Here is an 18,044-nt window from a genome sequence, read left to right as displayed (position 1 = left end):
GATCCCCGTGGGTTGGATTTTGGATTGACATCTAGTTAGGGATGCCGTAGCGACTTTTCAAGATGCGAACACGCGGCTGGGGCCGGCAAATCGTGCTGAGATAAAATGTCCGGCATGGAACATTCATTCTTGACGGAGCAACGCCGCCTGCTGCCCTACATGGGGAAATGGCTGCTGCTCGCCCTCGCCGTCGGGCTGCTGTCCGGGTCTGCCTCCGCCTTCTTCCTGTTCGCACTCGAACTGGCGACCGGGACGCGCAACGCCCACCGCTGGCTGATCGCGCTGCTGCCGCTGGCCGGGTTCGCCGTCGGCTGGCTGTACCTGCGTTTCGGCAGCTCGGTCGAGGCCGGCAATAACCTGCTCATCGACGAGATCCACGACCCGAAGAAAGTGATTCCGCTGCGCATGGCGCCGCTCGTGCTGGGCGGCACCGTCATCTCGCACCTGTTCGGCGCCTCGGTCGGGCGCGAGGGCACGGCCGTGCAGATGGGCGGTGCGCTCGCCGACCAGCTCACCCATGCATTCAAGCTACAGGTGGAAGACCGGAGGATCGTGCTGATGGCCGGCATCAGCGCGGGCTTCGCCTCCGTGTTCGGCACGCCGCTGGCGGGCGCGATCTTCGGCCTGGAAGTGCTCGCGATCGGCCGCCTGCGCTACGACGCCCTGCTCGCCTGCCTGGCGGCCGCCATCGCCGGCGACCAGGTCTGCCTGCTGTGGGGCCATGCGCTGGGCATCCACCACACGCATTACGCCATCGCGTCCGTACCGGCACTGGGCCTGTGGCCGCTGGCGGCCGTCGCGATCGCCGGGGCGCTGTTCGGTCTTGCTGGAAAACTGTTCGCGGATTGCACGCACGCGCTGTCGGGCTGGATGAAGCGGCGCGTGACTTACGGCCCGTTGCGGCCGCTGCTGGGCGGCAGCGTCGTCGCGGCCGCCGTGCTGGCGTTCGGCGCGGACCGCTACATCGGCCTCGGCATACCGACCATCCAGGCCGCATTCACCGAGCCGCTGGCGCCGTGGGACTTCGCCGGCAAGCTGGTGTTCACGGTCGCGTCGCTGGGCAGCGGCTTCAAGGGCGGCGAAGTGACGCCGCTGTTCTACATCGGCGCCACGCTCGGCAATGCGCTGGCGCCGCTGCTGCACCTGCCCTTCTCGCTGCTGGCGGGCGTCGGCTTCGTGGCCGTGTTCGCCGGCGCTGCCAACACGCCGATCGCGTCGACCCTGATGGCCATCGAATTGTTCGGCGCGGAGGTGGGGGTGTATGCGGCCGTCGGGTGCGTGCTGGCCTATCTGTTTTCCGGCCACACGGGGATTTACCGGGCCCAGCGCATCGGCCACGCCAAGCCCGGCAAGTCGTGATGAATCAAGCCTGCTGCGCTTCGGGCACGTCGCCCGCTGCGGCCAGGTCGCGCACGTTCTTTTGCACGGCGATGATGGCGAACAGGGTCAGCACGAACGACATGGCATAAAAACCCTTTTCGCTGAGCATCAGCGTCGCATTCCAGAGGCCGACCGTCAGCAGCACGACGGCGGCCATCAGCGAGGTCCAGCACAAGCCGACGTACATCCCTGTCACCGGCAGGCCCTCGGCGCGGTCGCGCACCGTCTTTTGCAGCGACACGGCGGCAAAGCAGCCGTACAGCAGGATCGTCAGGTAATAGCCCTTTTCATTGAGCTGCATCTGCGCATTCCATAAACCGATGAGGTAGGCAAGGATGCCGACGATCATCGCGCCCCAGGATGCGCCGACGAAGGCGGGGCTCGGGCGTGCAAATGATTGCTTGGTCATGCTGTTCTCCGGTCAGTGAAAATTAAGACATTGCCAGATTGCAGTTCTCACGCATTGCGCGCAAGCGAATGACGCGCCGGTATCATGCGATGGCACGCCAGGTCGCATATCCTGCGACGCAGCAGCCGATCGACCCCAGCAGGTGCACCGCCGAATGGGCCAGCGCCCAGGCGTAATGGCCCCGCTGCAGCAGCACCATGGCTTCGCCGGAAAAGCTGGAAAACGTGGTCAGCCCCCCGAGGAAGCCCGTGATGACGAACAAACGCCAGGCCGGGGACAGGGCCGGCATGGCGTCGAAGAAGCCCAGCGCCAGCCCGATCAGGTAGCCGCCGACGAGGTTGGCGACGAGCGTCCCCAGCTGGATGTGGGCATGCAGCTGGCCGAGGAAGATGGTCAGGCCCCAGCGCAGCCAGGCCCCGAGGGCCGCGCCCACGGCGACCGCGATCCAGCTCAGCGGCTGGCCCACTTGGCCCGGGCCGTGTCGTCCGTCACGCGCGCATCGACCCAGCGCGCACCGGTCGGCGTCTGCTCCTTCTTCCAGAACGGGGCGTCGGTCTTGAGGTAGTCCATGATGAATTCGCACGCGGCGAACGCTTCGCCGCGGTGCGCGGACGTGCAGGCGACGAGGACGATCTGGTCCAGCGGCCGCATCGGCCCGATGCGATGGATCACGAGGACGCCATACAGCGGCCAGCGCGCCCGCGCCTGCTCCACGATGTCGTGCAGCGCACGCTCCGTCATGCCCGGATAATGTTCCAGCTCGAGTTCGGCCACATTGTCGCCGTCGTTCATGTCGCGCACCGTGCCGACGAAACTGACGACGGCCCCCACGCGCGCATCGCCCGCGCGCAGGCGCGCGATTTCCGCGCTCACGTCGAAATCCGCGGCCTCGACGCGGACTTCCGTCACATCCTTCTTCACTTGCCCTCCTTGGCCACACGCAGCGCGAGCTGCTCGAGCCGGGACGCCGTACGCGCATCGACGAGCGCCGCCAGCGCGCACAGGTCGCGCAGCTGCGCCGTCGCGCCGCCCTGGGCGCCGCGGCCGCTGCCCTGTCCTGCGCTTTGTCCTGATTTCAACGACGACTGCAACACCTCGACCTGGAGCTTCAACCGCTCGCGCGCGAACTCCGGGCCGCTGTCGATGCCGGCACCGATTTCCTGGCGCAGCAGTTCGTGCAGGAGCTTGCCGCGATTGTCTTCCAGCTTGTGGCCATACGCGGCCCGCTGTTCCGCGTTCCCGCGCAGCGCGGCCAGCGCGGCGTCGAAACGGGTGCGCAACGTGCGTTCCATGTCGGCGTCCAGGGGCGGCAAGCCGGACCAGCGTGCCTCCCAATCGGTGTCGCCGGCGTTGTCCGCCGCGACGGCCTGCTCCAGTTCCTGCACGAGCCTCAGCTTGTCGCGCAGCATGCCCGCCTGGGCGACGCCGGCGGCGCGGCGAGCCTGGTCCGCATGCTGCTGCACGAGCGCCACGGCCGCGTGATAACGTTTTTCCACGCGGGCTTCATGCGCGCGCGGCACGGGGCCGATCGCCTGCCATTCCGCCTGCGCCTCGCGCAGCAGCTTGCCGACCGTGACCGGCGTAACGCTGTCCGCCGCCGCTTCCAGGCGCGCGCTGATGGCTTCCTTGGCGGCCTCGTGGGCGCGGCGCTCGATGTCGGCCTCGTGCATCGTTTCCTTGCGGCGCTGGAACACGTCGTCGCACACGGCGCGGAAGCGCTGCCACAGCGCCTGCTCGCTCTTGCGTTCGAGCGGCAGCGAGCGTGCATGGTCCTGCCAGCGCTGCTGCAGGGCGCGCATCGTGTCGATCGCGTGGCGGTCGTGCGGGTCGATGGCGGCGGCTTCCTCGATGATGGCTTCGCGCTCGGCCATCTCGGCCTTGCGCTGCTCTTCGAGCGGCCCCTGCAGCACGTTCAGCGCATCGGCAAACAAGGCGTCCAGGCGCTTCTTTTCCTTGCGGTCGATGGCGCCCAGGTGGCTCCACGCGAGACGCAGCCGCTGCACCGTGCCCGCCACGTGCTTCCACTCGACGCTGCCCTCGCGCAGGCGCGCGATCTCGGCTTGCGCTTCCTCGACGAGCGCCTGGCCGCGTGCCGCGTTCGCATGGCGCTCGTCGGCCAGGTGGCGGAAGTGAGCAGCGGCCGGCGCGTAGGCGGTCGTGCAGGCGGCGTCGAACCGCTCCCACAGGCTCTTCGGCGCGGCGCCGGACAGGCTGTCGAGCGCCTTCCAGCGGTCGCGCATGCTGCCGACCTTCTTGGCCAGCTCGCTCATCGCCAGGTTTTGCGTGGGCAAGGCCTCGACTGTCTTGATGAGTTCCTCGCGCGACACGTTGCCGCCCCAGCGCGCCCAGTCGGACAGGCGCTTGAGCTCGGCCCGCAGGTGGGCCAGGCGGTCGGATTGCGCGGGCGTCAGGCGCATGCCCTTTTCGCGCGCGTCCTTCAGCGTCTTGTCGTGGTCGGCGGCGGCGCCCAGCGAGCCCTGTTGCAGGGCGGCTTCCATCGCATCCATCGTATCGATGAAATGCTGGTCCGCACCGCGCGGCCTGTTGTCCTTCGTGCCCTCCTTGGTGCCCTCTTTCACGTGCGCTTTTACAACGCCTTCCTGCGCCGGCCTGGGCTCGCGCGGCTCCTTCGGCTTGCGTGGCTCGGGCTGCGGCACCGTGGCCAGCAGGGCGTCGAAGCGGCGCTGCAGTTCGGCGGCCTGCTCGTCCTGGGGCAGATGCGGCAGCGCTTTCCATTCACGTCGCAGCGTCTCCGCATTCAGCTCGGCAACCGGCTTCGCCTGCTGGGCGTCGATGAATGCGGCGCGCGCGGCGAGCGCGGCCTGGCCGGCTTCCTGCACCTGCAAGCCGGCGCGCAGCTTCTCCATCCCGGCCGCGAATTCGGCGACGAGGGCACGCGGCAGCGACGGGTGTTCGGGCGAACGCAGGGCCTCGTCCTGTTCCTGCGCCAGCACATCCAGACGCTGCCCCAGTTCCGCTGCCGACAGGCCGGCGCCGCCCAACTGGCGCAAGGCAGCCACGCGGTCGATCATGGCGCGCTGCAGGGCCACCTGCGCTTCGAGGCGCTGGGCCAGCGCGGCGCGCGCGGTCTGGAATGTGGCATCGAGTTCGGGCGCGGAGATCACGGACCATCTGCGGTCCAGCTCGGCCACGTGGTTCGGGGTCAGCAACGCATCCTTGAGGAGGGATTCGGCCTGCTCGACGGCGGCCTGTGCGCGCCGGTGCTCGGCTTCGCGGTGACGGTGCGCGTCGAGGCGCGACTGCATCAGTTTGGCGACGCGGCGATCGGTATTGCGCATCGCGGTGTGCACACGCTCGATCAGCGCCGGGCTGTGAACGAACTCGGCGGCGGCAAGCCGCAGTTCGGAAAATTCGCACTGGAGGATGAATTCCACCGCGGCGGCTTCATCATCCCCGATGCGGCCCAGCTTTTCAGCCTGGGCCACGCGTTGATGGTTGGACGAATGCGTGGCGGCGGACGCGGACGGTTCCGCTTGCGCCCCCGCCTGTCCTCCCTGCCCGGCCGGCTTGTCGCCGGGCTTGTCGCCCGGCCGCTTGAATAGGAACTCGAACATGATGAAATCGCACTTCCAAAATCGCCATCATAGCAAAGAACCCTGATGGCCTCGTGACACCAGCCTGGCGCGTGCGAGCTATCGTTCATCATTTCCCACTGACAATATCGATACTGTCAGTGGGCCGCGGTCAACGTCGCATGCCGTCGCCCATGCACATCGTGGCCGGCATGCCCGACCAGTTCATGACGCAGGCGGCGCGGATCGGCGCGGTGCTCCTGTGCGTACGCATCGTGCGCGAGCATCTGGTTCGCGATCGCGAACCACGCATCGCCGCCGACCGCCGCGCGCGCCAGCGGGAACAACTCGTGTTCCTCGCGCTCCAGCCGGCAGCGCAAGGCCGCGACGCAGCCCTCGACGGCGCCGCAGAACACGTCGCGCGGCACCGGACGGTCCGCCGCGCCGACGCTGGCCTCGGCCGTGGCCATCGCGCTGGCCGCGTGGCCACTGAGCCGTTCGAGCTCCTCCAGCAACCTGTCGGCCGCCGCGGTGCTGCGACGCAGGGCCGGCACGAGGAACTTGTCGAGCTTGCGCCAATGACAGTTGTCGTACACCTGGCGCAGTGCAGTACACAATTGTGCGGCCCGGCCGGCGGCCAGGGTACTGAAGTCGCCCGGCAGCGCGCGCAGCTCGTCGAGCAGCGACTGCAGGGCCGCGCGCACCGTCGTCTGTTCGACGGACAGGGCGACGAGGGTATAAGTCGATGTCAGCATTCGGTCTCCACCTTTTTCTCACAAGTGAGTTCGACAAATCCGCTCCCCGGCCGCATGGCATGCGCGGCGCTATGCAAGGTCCGTGGGAGCGTTGTTGACAGGCCCGGGGCACTCTCGAATCGCGAGTCTCGGATTGCGAGTCTCGGATTGCGAGGCGTCCTCTGGTTGGTTTTGGCCTGAAGGAAGGTCTAGTGTAAGGAGGCGGGGCTGGCACCCGTTTGATCTATCACAAACGGCCACCCGGCATCAGGCCGCGGCCGCCAGCGTCTGGCCCAGCGCGGCGGCCAGCGGCGCGGCGAGCGCGGCCGGCTCGGCGTGCGCCAGCACGACCCGCGGACAGCCGTGCCAGCGCGCGCAGCGGGCGAACGCCGCGGCCAGGTCGCGCACGAACCGGTCGCTGCTACGTACCCCGGGCTCCAGCACGAGGGATTTCAGCTCGAACACGCCGCTCTTGCGGTGCGCCTTGGCATCCACCCGGCCGACGAGCGCCCCGCGCCGCAGCAAGGGGAGCGTGAAATAGCCGTAGCGCCGTTTCTCGGCGGGCGTGTAGCACTCCAGCCGGTAGTCGAAACCGAACAGGTCGAGGGCGCGCCGGCGGTCCCAGACGATGGGATCGAACGGCGACAGCACGCTGGTGAGCGTCGCCTGCAGCCCGCCATCGACGGCCTGCCCGAGCAGCGCCGCATGGTCGGGGTGGACGTACGCGGGCTCCTTCCAGCCCTCGACGCGGGCGCGCAGCAGCAGACCCTCGTCGGCCAGCCGCGCCGGATCGAGGTGCGGCGGCTTCGTGCGGTGATAGTCCGGAATCCAGGCCGCCTTCGCCACGCCCAGCGCACGCACGGCGTCCAGCACGAACCGCCGCCGCGTCGCGTCGATCGACGGCATGCGCGCATCGTCCCAGCCGGGCAGCACGCGCTCGGCCAGGTCGTACACGCGGTGGAATTGCTGGCGGCGCGCAATCATCAGCCGACCCGTCGTGAACAGGACTTCCAGCGCGCGCTTTTCCGGCTTCCATGCCCACCAGCCGCCGGCCTTGCCGTCCGTGCGCTCGAAGTCGGCCGAGCGGGCCGGCCCGTTGGCGCGGATATGCGCCAGCACGCGCTCGACCTCGTCCCGGTGCGACGCCAGCCACGTCCCCGCGTATTTCCAGCCGAGCGAGCCCGGATCGACCATCCGGTGCCGGTACAGGCCATAATCCTCGATCGGAATGAAGCACGCCTCGTGGGCCCAGTACTCGAACAGCCGGCCCTCGGCCAGCAACTGGTCGAGCCAGTCCGGGTCGTAGTCGCCCACGCGACTCCACAACACGAGATACGGGCTGCGCGCGACGACGCTGATGGTGTCGATCTGCAACACGCCCATGCGACGAATCGCGGCCAGGACATCGGCTTGGGTGGCACGGGCGCGTCTCGCCTGCAGCATGCCCTGGGCCGCAAGGTGCAGGTTTCGAGCGACAGCAGGAGTCAAAATTGGTTCATTCATCCCGGCATTCTAATGACATCTCATCAACATTTATACAGGTCGCCGCGAAAAAGTACTGGTTTTTTTTACAGTATCTCGTCGCATGCGATATAGTTGGCGCCCTGGCTCAACCCCTGTTGCGGATTTCTTAACGACCATGCGGCTGCTGCACACATCGGACTGGCACCTCGGCCAGACCCTGCACAATTTCGACCGGACCTACGAACACCAGTGCTTCCTCGACTGGCTGCTCGACACGATCGTCGCCGAGGAAGCGGACGCCCTCTTGATCGCGGGCGACGTGTTCGACAACTCGAACCCGTCCGCCGTAGCGCAGCGCCAGCTGTACCGCTTCCTGCAGCAGGCGCGGGCACGGGCGCCGCAACTGGACATCGTCATCATCGCCGGCAACCACGATTCGCCGGGCCGGCTGGAGGCGCCGGGGCCGCTGCTGGAAGCGCATGGCACGCGCGTCGTGGGCCACGTCGTGCGCGACGCCGCAGGCAGCATCGACCTGGAGCGTTGCATCGTGCCGCTGACCGGCAAGGACGGTGCGGTAAAAGCCTGGTGCGTCGCGATCCCGTTCCTGCGGCCGGGCGACGTGCCGCGCGTGGCCGCAGTGGCCGGCGCGGCGCCGGGCGACGACGCGTTCGACGCCTACCTGGCCGGCATCCGCCTGCTCTACCAGCAGGCGTACGACCTGGCCCGCGCCCGGGCCACCGGGGGCCAGGCGATCCTCGCGATGGGCCACTGCCACATGGTCGGCGGGGATGCGTCACCCGATTCCGAACGGCGCATCGTCATCGGCGGCACCGAGGCCCTGCCCGCGTCGATGTTCGGCCCGGACGTCGCCTACGCCGCGCTGGGCCACCTGCACCTGGCCCAGCGGGTCGGCCAGCAGGAGCACCTGCGCTATTCCGGCAGTCCCCTCCCCCTGTCGTTTGCCGAGGTCGGCTACAGGCACCAGGTGCTGCGCATCGACCTGGACGGCCCGCGCGCCGCCGCCATCGAACCTCTGCACGTGCCGCGCGCGGTCGAACTGCTGCGCGTGCCGGCGAGCCCGGCGCCCGTCAAGCAGGCGATCGCGGAACTGGTCGCCCTCGACCTGCCGGATCTGCCGCGCGACGTGTGGCCCTACGTGGAAGTGCGCGTGCTGCTCGACGCGCCCGAGCCGGGCCTGCGCGCACAGGTCGAGGCGGCACTGGAAGGCAAGCCCGTGCGCCTGGCGAAGATCGAACCGACGCGCCGGGTGGTCACGACGGCCGGCGTGGAACCCGCGCTGAGCCTCGACCAGCTCGCCCAGCTGCAGCCGGACGACATCTTCCGCCGCCTGTGGCAGCAGCGCTTCGGCGAGGACGCGCCGGACGACCAGCTGGCCGCGTTCACGGAACTGCTGCTGCCGACGGATGGCACCGCCAGGAACCGGGAGGCCGCATGAAGATCCTGCGCATCGGCGGCAAGAACCTGGCCTCGCTGGCCGGCGAATTCGAAGTCGATTTCGAGAGCGAGCCGCTGGTCTCGTCCGGCCTGTTCGCGATCAGCGGCCCCACCGGCGCCGGCAAGAGCACCCTGCTGGACGCCTTGTGCCTCGCGCTGTACGACGCCACGCCGCGCCTCATCAAGGGACCGCGCGTGGGCAACTACCTGCCCGACGTGGGCGACGAAACGCTGTCCGTCGCCGACCGCCGCACGCTGATGCGGCGCGGGACCGCGGACGCGTTCGCCGAAGTGGATTTCGTCGGCAACGACGAGCAGCGCTACCGGGCGCGCTGGAGCGTGCGGCGCTCGCGCAACCGCGCGGCCGGCGCCCTGCAGCCGTCCACGATGAGCCTGCAACAACTGCCCGGCCTGCAACCTCTGGGCGGCACGAAGACGGAGGTGCTGGCCGAGATCGAGCGCCGCATCGGCCTCTCGTTCGAACAGTTCACGCGCTCCGTGCTGCTGGCGCAGAACGAGTTTTCCGCCTTCCTTCGTACCGACGAGAACGAGCGCGGCGAACTGCTGGAAACGCTGACGGGCAGCGCCGTCTACAGCGACATCTCGCGCCGCGCCTTCGAGCGCTGGCGCGTGGAGCAGGAAGCCATGCGCCGCCTGACGGCGCGCCTGCAGGATCAGGCGCCGCTCGGCCCGGACGCACGCGCCGGGCTCGACGCCGACCATGCCGCCGCCCAGGCCGCGCTGACGGCGGCCGAGACACGCCGCGCCGCGCTGGAACGTCACCTGCGCTGGTACCAGGAACTGGACCGGCTGCGTGCGGCCGAAACCCAGGCGGACGGCGCGCTGGCCCGGGCCCGGGCCGAGACCGACGCCGCTGCCGACCGCCGGCGCCGGCTGGCCACGCTGGACGCCGTGCAACCGGCACGCGCCCTCGTCGCCGACCTGAACCGCCTGGCCGGCGAACAGCGCCAGGTGCAGGCCCGACTGGCCGGCAGCGAACACGAACTGGCACGTGCCCTCGATGCCCAGCAACAGGCGGCGCGCGGCCTGATGGAGGCCGAACGCAAGCTGGAAGCGGCCGAGGACGCGCAGCGCGCGGCCGCGCCGCAGCTGGACCGCGCGAAAGCGCTCGACGCCACGCTGGACACGTTCGCGCCCGCCCATGCGAAGGCGCGCGCGGCGCAGGACGGCGTGCGCACGGAGTCGACGCAGGCCCAGGCCGCCCTGCGGACCAAGACGGAGGAACTGGAAGCGAGCCGGCGCGCGCTGCACGACACGACGGTCTGGCTCGCCGCGCACGGCACCCGCGAACTGCTCGGCACGCAATGGACGCGCTGGGACCAGCGCCTGGCCCAGGCCGAGCAGGCCGCGCGCCAGGATGCCACCAGCGCGCAAGCCTTGAACGCCGCCCGCGCCGGTGCCGAACAGGCCGCCGCGATGGCGCAGCGCACGGCGCACGCGCTGTCGGCGTCCATCGAACTGCTGGACGTGCGCGAGGCGGCGCGCCGGCAGGCGGCCGAGGCGCTGGACGGCATCGACGCCGACGCCCTGCGCGCGGAACGCCGCACGCTCGACAAGCGGCGCGAACACCTGGCCTCGCTCGACCACACGTGGCAGGCCCTGCGCACGCAGCGCGGCCGCCTGGCCGACCTCGATGCGCAGGCCACCCAGGCCACCCAGGCGCAGGCGAAAGCCCAGGAAGGACTCGACGCCGCACGCGCCGCGGGTAGCGCGCTGGACGCGGCCGTCACCCAGGCCGAGCGCATGCTGAAGACGGCCCAGCTGGCGTGCGCCGACGGCGTCGAGAAGCTGCGCGCCACGCTCGTGGACGGCGACGCCTGCCCCGTGTGCGGCGGCACGGAACACCCCTACCGGCACCAGGACGACCGGCTGCATGCCGTGCTGGAAGAGCTGTCCGCCGAATTGGCCGCGCGGCGCGCCGAACAGCGCGCCAACGTCGACCTGCAGGCTGGCCAGCGCGCCGCGTACGATGCTGCCGGCGAACGGCTGGCGGCGCTGGCGCGTGAACGCGACAACCTCGCCGCCGCGCTCGCCCAGCTGGATGCGGAATGGGCCGACAATCCGCTCGCGGCGGACGCACCGGACAGCGACGCTGGCACCGACGCGCGCGGCCGCTGGCTGGCCGCCGAACAGGCCGCGCTGCGCAAGGCGTACGCGGAACTCGAGACGCGCGACGGCGACCTGCGCCGCGCCGAACTCGCGCGCGATGCCGCCCAGCAGGCCTGGGACCAGGCCAACCGCGAACACGCGCGCCTGCTCGACGCGGCGCAGACGGCGCAAGGCACGCTGGCGCGCCTGGATGCCGACATTGCCGCGCTGGCCGCGCGGCGCGAAGCAGCCGCGGCCACGCTGGGCGAATTGCTCGCCGAACTGGACCCCGTGCTGGCGGAAGCGTGCGGCGACGGCTGGCAGGGTCAATGGCAGCGCGACCCAGCCGGCTGGCGCCAGGCCCGTGCCCACGAGGCGCGCGAATGGAATGACCAGGCGGCACGCCTTGCGCGGCTGCAGGGTGCCATCGGGGCCCTCGACGCCGAGCACGCCGCGCTGGCCACGCGTGTGGAACATGCCGGCCGGCGCCTCGTCGAGGCGGAGGCCGAATTTGCCCGCCTGGATGCGGACCTGGCCGCGCGCCGCGTCGAACGTGCGGAACTGTTCGACGGCCGCGCCGCGCGCGATGTCGAGCAACAGCTCGCGGGTGCCGTGAACGCGGCACGCGAAGCCGTGAATACCTGCCAGGCCGCGAGCCTGCAGGCTGCGCAGGCGGAAGCACGGGTGCGCGAAGCGCAGTCGCTGGCCGCGCGCCGCATCACCGACCTGCAGGGCGAGCTGGCCGATGCGGGCGAGCGGCTCGCACACTGGATCCAGGAATTCGACGGCAGCGACCCGGCGCTGGAAAGCGTGGCCAACGAACAGCAGCTCGCTGCCCTGCTCCAGGTCGGCGCGGGCTGGATCGCCCAGGAACGCGCGGCCCTGCAGGAACTGGACGCGGCCCTGCGCCAGGCGACGGCCGTGCTGGCCGAACGCCGTGCGCAGCGCGAACAGCACGAGCGGTTGCGCGAAGACGTGGCGCCGGCGCCGGCAAACGTCGAACGGCCGGACGCGCGGGCCGGGGACGGCGCGCTCGCAATGGAACAAGCGATGGCGCCGGCAACCGCGCAGGCAACCGCGCAGGCCCAGGACGCCGACGCGGTCGCCGCCGCCCTGCGCCGCGCCGAAACCGAACGGGACGCCGCACACGAAGCGGCGGCCAGCCTCGCCATGCGCATCCGCGAGGACGAGCAGCGGCGCGAGCGTGCGCGCTCGATGATGGCCGAGATCGAGCGCCAGCGCGCCATCGAGGACCGGTGGGCCAAGCTGGCGGACCTGATCGGCTCCGCGGACGGCAAGAAATTCCGCAACTACGCCCAGCAATTCACGCTCGACGTGCTGCTCGGCTATGCCAACACGCACCTGGCCCAGCTGGCGCGGCGCTACCGCCTGGAGCGCGTCGTCAGCACGGCCGGTCCGTCGCTGGCGCTGATGGTGCGCGACCAGGACATGGGCGGCGAAGTGCGCTCCGTAAACTCCCTGTCCGGCGGCGAATCGTTCCTCGTGTCGCTGGCGCTCGCGCTGGGCCTCGCCTCGCTGTCGTCGAACCGCGTCAAGGTGGAATCGCTGTTCATCGACGAAGGATTCGGCAGCCTGGACAGCGATACGCTGGGCGTCGCGATGGATGCGCTGGACGCGCTGCAGTCGCTGGGCCGCAAGGTCGGCGTCATCTCGCACGTGCAGGAAATGACGGAACGCATCGCCACCAAGGTGCTCGTCCGGCCGGCCGGCGGGGGCAGCAGTGCCGTGACCGTGCAGTGCTAAAATGCGCCCCTTCCATTGATTCATCGCTCACTTTCATCATGACCAAACCCGCCCGTTTCCTGACCTTCAAGTGCGCCAAATGCGCCAAGCCGGTCAAGGTCACCCTGCAGAAAGTATCTGCCTGCTCGCACATCCAGCCCTACCAGGGCATTTGCGAATGCGGCGAAATCAAGCGCCACGCGACCGGCAATCCGGACGCCGTGAAATCCTTCGTCGAGTCGAACGAACTCCACTGGCACCACCACCACTGATCGGACGCGGCGATGACGACTCCCGACGGCGCGGCGCGCATCCACTGGATCGAACACGGCGAGGAACGCTCGGCGCGCTGGCGCTCGGAAAGCGGGTGGCCGGCGCCGCGGAAGGTCGTGCTCGCGGACGACACGATGAGCGCCGATGCAGCCTGGCGCCATGCGCTGGACGGCACGGCGCTGCTGTGGCGCGGCGACTTCCAGAACGCACGCCAGCTGCTGCAGGCACTCGTGCGCCGCGTCGACCATAAAGGTTCGCGCGCCAAACGCGCGAAGGCCGGCAAGGCACCGGCGACGCTCACCGAACAATTCCACCGCCACCGCCTCGCGCAACTGCAGCGCGCACGCACGCTGGCCATGCTGCTGATGCCGTTCGACGCGGACCACGGCATCCCGCTGCGCCGCGCGCCCGACGTCCGCGAAGCATGCACGGAAGCCTACGGTGGGGCGACGGAACCGTACGTTGCTTCGCTGCGCGAACTGCTGGGCGTGATCGGCGCGCACGAGTGGCGCCGCAAGGGCGTGTTCATTCCCGCCCTCGACGAGCGCATCCACCCGTGGTACGGCGTGTTCTCGCCCGTGCGGGGCGAATATGTCGAGCTCGTCGCGCAGGCACCGTTGCCTGCCGGCGCGAACCTCGCGTTCGACATCGGTGCCGGTACGGGCGTGCTGTCGGCCGTGCTCGCGCATCGCGGCATGCAGGGCGTGCTCGCCACCGACGTGGACGAGCGCGCGCTCGGCTGTGCCCGTGCCAACGTCGAACGCCTGGGTCTCGCCGGCCAGGTCGAGATCGTGCGCGCCGACCTGTATCCCGAGGGCCGCGCCGACCTCGTCGTCTGCAACCCGCCCTGGCTGCCCGGCAAGCCGAGCTCCGCCATCGAATACGCCGTCTACGATCCCGACAGCCGCATGCTGAAAGGTTTCCTCGCGGGATTGAAAGAGCACCTGCGCCATGGCGGCGAAGGCTGGCTCATCCTGTCCGACCTGGCCGAGCACCTGGGCCTGCGGTCGCGCGATCAATTGCTCGGCTGGATCGCCGAGGCGGGGCTGGACGTCGCCGGCCGCCACGACATCCGTCCCACGCACCCGAAGGCCAGCGATCCCGACGATCCGCTGGCCGCGGCACGCATGGCCGAGGTGACGTCGCTGTGGCGCCTGCGGGTGGCCAGCTCATGAATCGACAACCCGATTTGCGCTCCGGCGCCGATCGGGTTAAAATAGCGTTCTCAGACGCGGGGTGGAGCAGTCTGGCAGCTCGTCGGGCTCATAACCCGAAGGTCACAGGTTCAAATCCTGTCCCCGCAACCAAATTCCGTAACAACAAGCCCGACTCTCGTAGCCGGGCTTTTGTTTTCTGGGCCAGCGCAGCGCATGAGAGACAAGAAAGACAACGCGACCTTCGACCTGCCCGGCTTCGAGCCGGCGCCACATGACGATGACGCCGCGGCTCTTTCTTCGTCTCCGTCCGCAGTTCCGGCGCCCGCCAAGCGTCCCCGGGCGCGCCGCACGGCACAGAAACAGGAACAGCTGATGCTGATGAACCTGGCAGAAACGGATGCGACCGGCCTGCCGGTCTGGAAACACGATCCCGATCTGGACCTTACCGGCTTGCCTGTCTGGAAGCCGGCACCCTGAAGCACGCGACATGAACGCCGGTTCGTCGCGCCAACGAAACGCCGCCACCATGTCCGACACCGCCTTTTCTTCCCTGCAGCTCGCAGCCCCCTTCCTCGCCAATCTCGACCAGCTCGGCTACAAGGACATGACGCCCGTGCAGGCGGCCACCTTGCCGCTCGCACTCGCAGGCCGCGACCTCATCGCGCAGGCCAAGACGGGCAGCGGCAAGACGGCCGCGTTCGGCATTGGCATGCTGCTGAAGCTGAACCCGACCCTGTTCGCCGTGCAAGGCCTCGTCATGTGCCCCACGCGCGAGCTGGCCGACCAGGTGGCGAACGAGCTCCGCCGCCTGGCGCGGGGCATCGGCAACGTCAAGGTCGTCGTGCTGACCGGCGGCATCTCGATGCGTCCGCAGATCGCGTCACTCCAGTTCGGCGCGCACATCGTCGTCGGTACGCCGGGGCGCATCCGCGACCACCTGCAGCGCCGCACGCTCGACCTCGCGCGCCTGCGCACCCTCGTGCTGGACGAGGCCGACCGCATGACGGACATGGGGTTCTACGACGAGATCGCGGCCATCGTGCGCGAATGCCCCGCGCATCGCCAGACCCTGCTGTTCTCCGCGACGTATCCTGACGACATCCGCGCCGCCACCGCGCGCTTCCTGCGCGATCCGCTCGAGGTCGCCGTCGACACGGCGCACGCGCCGGCCCGCATCGAGCAGCGTTTCTACGAGATCGGCTTCGACGGCCGCGTGGATGCCGTCGCGCGGCTGCTGCGCCATTACCGCCCCGCGTCCGCGATCGCATTCTGCAACACGAAGGCGCGCTGCCGCGAAGTCGCGGATGCCCTGCGCGAACAAGGCTTTTCCGCGCTCGCGCTGTACGGCGAGCTGGAACAGCGCGAGCGCGACGAGACGCTCGTGCGCTTCGCCAACCGCAGCTGCGCGGTGCTCGTCGCCACCGACGTGGCCGCGCGCGGCATCGACATCGCGGGGCTGGAAGCCGTCATCAACGTCGACGTGTCCAAGGATCCGGAAGTGCACGTGCACCGCGTCGGCCGCACGGGGCGCGCGGGTGCGAACGGCGTCGCGCTGTCGCTGTGCGCGCCGAACGAAAAGCGCTGGGTCAAGCTGATCGAGGACGCGCAGGGCTTCACGGCCGAGTGGCATGCGCTCGACGAACTGGCCGACGACGACGGCGCGGTGGATCCGGCACCGATGATCACGCTGTGCGTATCCGGGGGCAAGAAAGAGAAGCTGCGTCCGGGCGACCTGCTGGGCGCCCTCACCGGCGACGCGGGCCTCACGAAGGAACAGGTCGGCAAGATCGCCATCTTCGAATTCGTCAGCTACGTCGCGCTCGACCGCCGGGTCGCACAGCAGGCGTTCGACCGGCTGAACAGCGACAATCCGCTGGGACCGGAATTCGGCACCATCAAGGGCCGTAACTTCAAGATGCGTTTCATCGACGACTGATAGTCGACAGGCCGCGCTTGTAACAGTTGTAACAGGCGCGCACGGTTGAGTTGTACTCGGGCACCGGTGCTACAAATCTGGCATGATTTTGCCAAGCCCATGCCTTAGCAAAATGACCAGCCTAACTACCATCGGACCGGAGCAGCAGCACCTCGAAGGCCGCACCGTCAGGGACATCGTCGAGTACAGTCCCGAACAGGTCAACGAAGTCTGGTGCCGCAAGATCCTACGCCAGATCCTGCAGTCGCTCGAACTGCAGTACGCGATGCACATGCCGCATCGCGCCATCACGCCCGACACGATCGTGTTCCACGAGAATGGCGAGCCGCTGCTGATTCCCACCGACTTCGGCCCGCCGGAAGCGCAGGAGGCCGATGACCTGAACGCCCTGGCACGCATCATCCATTACGCCATCACGCGCGAGCTCGCCCCCACGGGCCCGCTGGCCGGTCGGGCCGAGGGCTACAGCGATTCGCTCGTGAATGCCATCGACTGCTGCATGGATCCCGACCGGGCGCGCCGTCCCCAGAGCATCGAACAGCTACGCGACCTGCTCGGCATCGTCCCGCTCGGTCCGCCCGTCGGGGCCGCGGTGGCGTCGCACATGACGCCACCGATGCCGCCCGACGCGCCTGTGCCCACGCCTGCGCCCGCGCCCGCGCCCGCGCCTGCGCCCACGCCCGCGCCCGCGCCGGTGCCCGCGCCCGACCTCGGTCCCGCAGCCGTGCCGCCCGCGTTCATGCAGGCCGCCGAGCGCCCCCGCCGAACCCTGAACCTGAACCGCTGGCAACGCTGGGCCGTCGCGGCCGGCGGCGGCGCCGTCCTCATCGCGCTGGCACTCGCCATGTTCGCGGAAATGCGCGATTCGGGCTCGTTCGACCACGTCGTGCTCACGTTGCCCCAGCAGGCCGATAAACCGTCCGTCGCGACCGGCGCCGCGGCTGCGGGCGCACTGGACAGCGGCGAGGGCTATGTCGCACCGGATTCGCCGGCAGCGAGCCCGGCGGCCGTACCGCAAACGCCCGCCAACCCGGCCGCGCCCATCGCCGCCGGCCAGGCCCAGTCCGCGCCGGACACCCGGCTGCCCGGTGTCGTCGTCACACCGAACGGCAACGTCTACAAGCTGCAGATCCAGCCGTGGGGCGTCGTCTACGTCGACGACGTCGACCGCGGCGTGAGTCCGCCCGTCAAGCGCCTCGTGCTGGCGCCCGGCCGCCACACGATCCGCGTGACGAACCCGAACTTCCACGACCGCGTGCTCGAGGTCGACACGGCGAGCAGCGACGGCCAGATCACCGTCGACTTCACGGCGGAACCCTGATGACCCACGACCGGAGACCGATGAAGACCCACCGCTTCGCCCACGCCATCCTGCTGGCCGCGACAGCCGCCCTGCTCGGCGGCTGCGCCGACCTGCCCGGCTTCGACAAGAAACCGGCACGCAGTCCCAGCCATCCAAAGGCGACATCGACCGTGGACCGGGACACCCCGGCGGTGCGCGAAGCCCCGGCGCGGCCGAAGGAAAAACCGCGCGACCGCGACGACGTGTCCACGCCCAGCGCAGGCCTGCAGGAAGGCATCCGGCTGTACAACGACGGCGACTACAACGGCGCGATCCGGCGCCTGTCCGCGCGCGACGTGAACAACGGCCCGCTCGCCACGCGCCTCACGGCCTTGAAATACATGGCGTTCAGCTATTGCGTGACGTCGCGTCCCGGCCCGTGCCGCCAGGCGTTCGACCGCGCGCTGCGCCTCGACCCGTCGTTCGACCTGGCACCCGGCGAGCACGGCCATCCGCTGTGGGGGCCCGTCTTCACGAAGGCCAAGCAGGCCGCGACGCCGCGCTAGAAC

Annotated in this window: 15 protein-coding genes and 1 tRNA gene; 10 read left to right on the top strand and 6 right to left on the bottom strand. The window is 69.7% G+C overall.

Annotated features, from left to right (window positions below):
- The first annotated feature begins 114 nt into the window (after window positions 1-114).
- Window positions 115-1,359, top strand: a complete 1,245-nt coding sequence (locus ACEN98_RS12390) for a voltage-gated chloride channel family protein (RefSeq protein ID WP_413384702.1) — start codon at window positions 115-117, stop codon at window positions 1,357-1,359.
- Between the two features lie 4 nt (window positions 1,360-1,363).
- On the opposite strand, the gene yiaA is transcribed toward ACEN98_RS12390, so the two are convergent.
- The 6 genes from yiaA to ACEN98_RS12360 all read right to left on the bottom strand — a co-directional run bounded on the left by yiaA (window position 1,364) and on the right by ACEN98_RS12360 (window position 7,559).
- Window positions 1,364-1,789: an inner membrane protein YiaA gene (yiaA, locus tag ACEN98_RS12385; protein WP_056137263.1), complete on the bottom strand. Its 426-nt coding sequence runs from the start codon at window positions 1,787-1,789 to the stop codon at window positions 1,364-1,366.
- Window positions 1,790-1,871: 82 nt separating this feature from the next.
- A complete protein-coding gene (crcB, locus tag ACEN98_RS12380) occupies window positions 1,872-2,255 on the bottom strand; it encodes a fluoride efflux transporter CrcB (RefSeq protein ID WP_413384699.1) in 384 nt (127 codons plus the stop codon).
- Window positions 2,240-2,698 carry a molybdopterin synthase catalytic subunit MoaE gene (moaE, locus tag ACEN98_RS12375; protein WP_413385980.1) on the bottom strand — a complete coding sequence of 153 codons (459 nt, stop codon included), beginning with the start codon at window positions 2,696-2,698 and terminating at the stop codon, window positions 2,240-2,242. The genes crcB and moaE overlap by 16 nt, the downstream gene beginning before the upstream one ends.
- Window positions 2,699-2,706: 8 nt before the next feature.
- On the bottom strand, window positions 2,707-5,364 hold the full coding sequence (locus ACEN98_RS12370) for a DUF349 domain-containing protein (RefSeq protein ID WP_413384697.1): 2,658 nt from the start codon (window positions 5,362-5,364) through the stop codon (window positions 2,707-2,709).
- 116 nt (window positions 5,365-5,480) lie between these two features.
- Complete coding sequence (locus tag ACEN98_RS12365; RefSeq protein WP_413384695.1) at window positions 5,481-6,077, bottom strand: hemerythrin domain-containing protein; 597 nt, start codon at window positions 6,075-6,077, stop codon at window positions 5,481-5,483.
- A gap of 246 nt (window positions 6,078-6,323) precedes the next feature.
- Window positions 6,324-7,559 carry a winged helix-turn-helix domain-containing protein gene (locus tag ACEN98_RS12360; protein WP_413384693.1) on the bottom strand — a complete coding sequence of 412 codons (1,236 nt, stop codon included), beginning with the start codon at window positions 7,557-7,559 and terminating at the stop codon, window positions 6,324-6,326.
- A 136-nt stretch (window positions 7,560-7,695) separates the two neighbouring features.
- Between ACEN98_RS12360 and ACEN98_RS12355 the strand changes: the two genes are divergently transcribed.
- The 9 genes from ACEN98_RS12355 to ACEN98_RS12315 all read left to right on the top strand — a co-directional run bounded on the left by ACEN98_RS12355 (window position 7,696) and on the right by ACEN98_RS12315 (window position 18,041).
- Window positions 7,696-8,976 carry an exonuclease SbcCD subunit D C-terminal domain-containing protein gene (locus tag ACEN98_RS12355; protein ID WP_413384690.1) on the top strand — a complete coding sequence of 427 codons (1,281 nt, stop codon included), beginning with the start codon at window positions 7,696-7,698 and terminating at the stop codon, window positions 8,974-8,976.
- A complete protein-coding gene (locus tag ACEN98_RS12350) occupies window positions 8,973-12,848 on the top strand; it encodes an AAA family ATPase (protein WP_413384687.1) in 3,876 nt (1,291 codons plus the stop codon). Before ACEN98_RS12355 ends, ACEN98_RS12350 begins: the two co-directional genes overlap by 4 nt.
- Window positions 12,849-12,886: 38 nt before the next feature.
- On the top strand, window positions 12,887-13,099 hold the full coding sequence (locus ACEN98_RS12345; protein WP_105375634.1) for a hypothetical protein: 213 nt from the start codon (window positions 12,887-12,889) through the stop codon (window positions 13,097-13,099).
- A 12-nt stretch (window positions 13,100-13,111) separates the two neighbouring features.
- Window positions 13,112-14,275, top strand: coding sequence for a methyltransferase (locus tag ACEN98_RS12340; protein WP_413384685.1), 1,164 nt, complete (start codon window positions 13,112-13,114; stop codon window positions 14,273-14,275).
- A 55-nt stretch (window positions 14,276-14,330) separates the two neighbouring features.
- Window positions 14,331-14,407 (top strand) — tRNA-Met (locus ACEN98_RS12335).
- A gap of 63 nt (window positions 14,408-14,470) precedes the next feature.
- A complete protein-coding gene (locus ACEN98_RS12330; protein WP_413384682.1) occupies window positions 14,471-14,734 on the top strand; it encodes a hypothetical protein in 264 nt (87 codons plus the stop codon).
- A 49-nt stretch (window positions 14,735-14,783) separates the two neighbouring features.
- Window positions 14,784-16,193 carry an ATP-dependent RNA helicase DbpA gene (gene dbpA / locus ACEN98_RS12325; RefSeq protein WP_413384680.1) on the top strand — a complete coding sequence of 470 codons (1,410 nt, stop codon included), beginning with the start codon at window positions 14,784-14,786 and terminating at the stop codon, window positions 16,191-16,193.
- 112 nt (window positions 16,194-16,305) lie between these two features.
- Window positions 16,306-17,514 carry a hypothetical protein gene (locus ACEN98_RS12320; protein WP_413384678.1) on the top strand — a complete coding sequence of 403 codons (1,209 nt, stop codon included), beginning with the start codon at window positions 16,306-16,308 and terminating at the stop codon, window positions 17,512-17,514.
- 20 nt (window positions 17,515-17,534) lie between these two features.
- Window positions 17,535-18,041: a TssQ family T6SS-associated lipoprotein gene (locus ACEN98_RS12315; protein WP_413384676.1), complete on the top strand. Its 507-nt coding sequence runs from the start codon at window positions 17,535-17,537 to the stop codon at window positions 18,039-18,041.
- Window positions 18,042-18,044 lie beyond the last annotated feature (3 nt).

It is taken from the genome of Massilia sp. CT11-137, assembly GCF_047302885.1.
GTDB lineage: Bacteria > Pseudomonadota > Gammaproteobacteria > Burkholderiales > Burkholderiaceae_D > Telluria > Telluria orientalis.
This window is presented reverse-complemented; position numbering and strand designations above follow the sequence as displayed.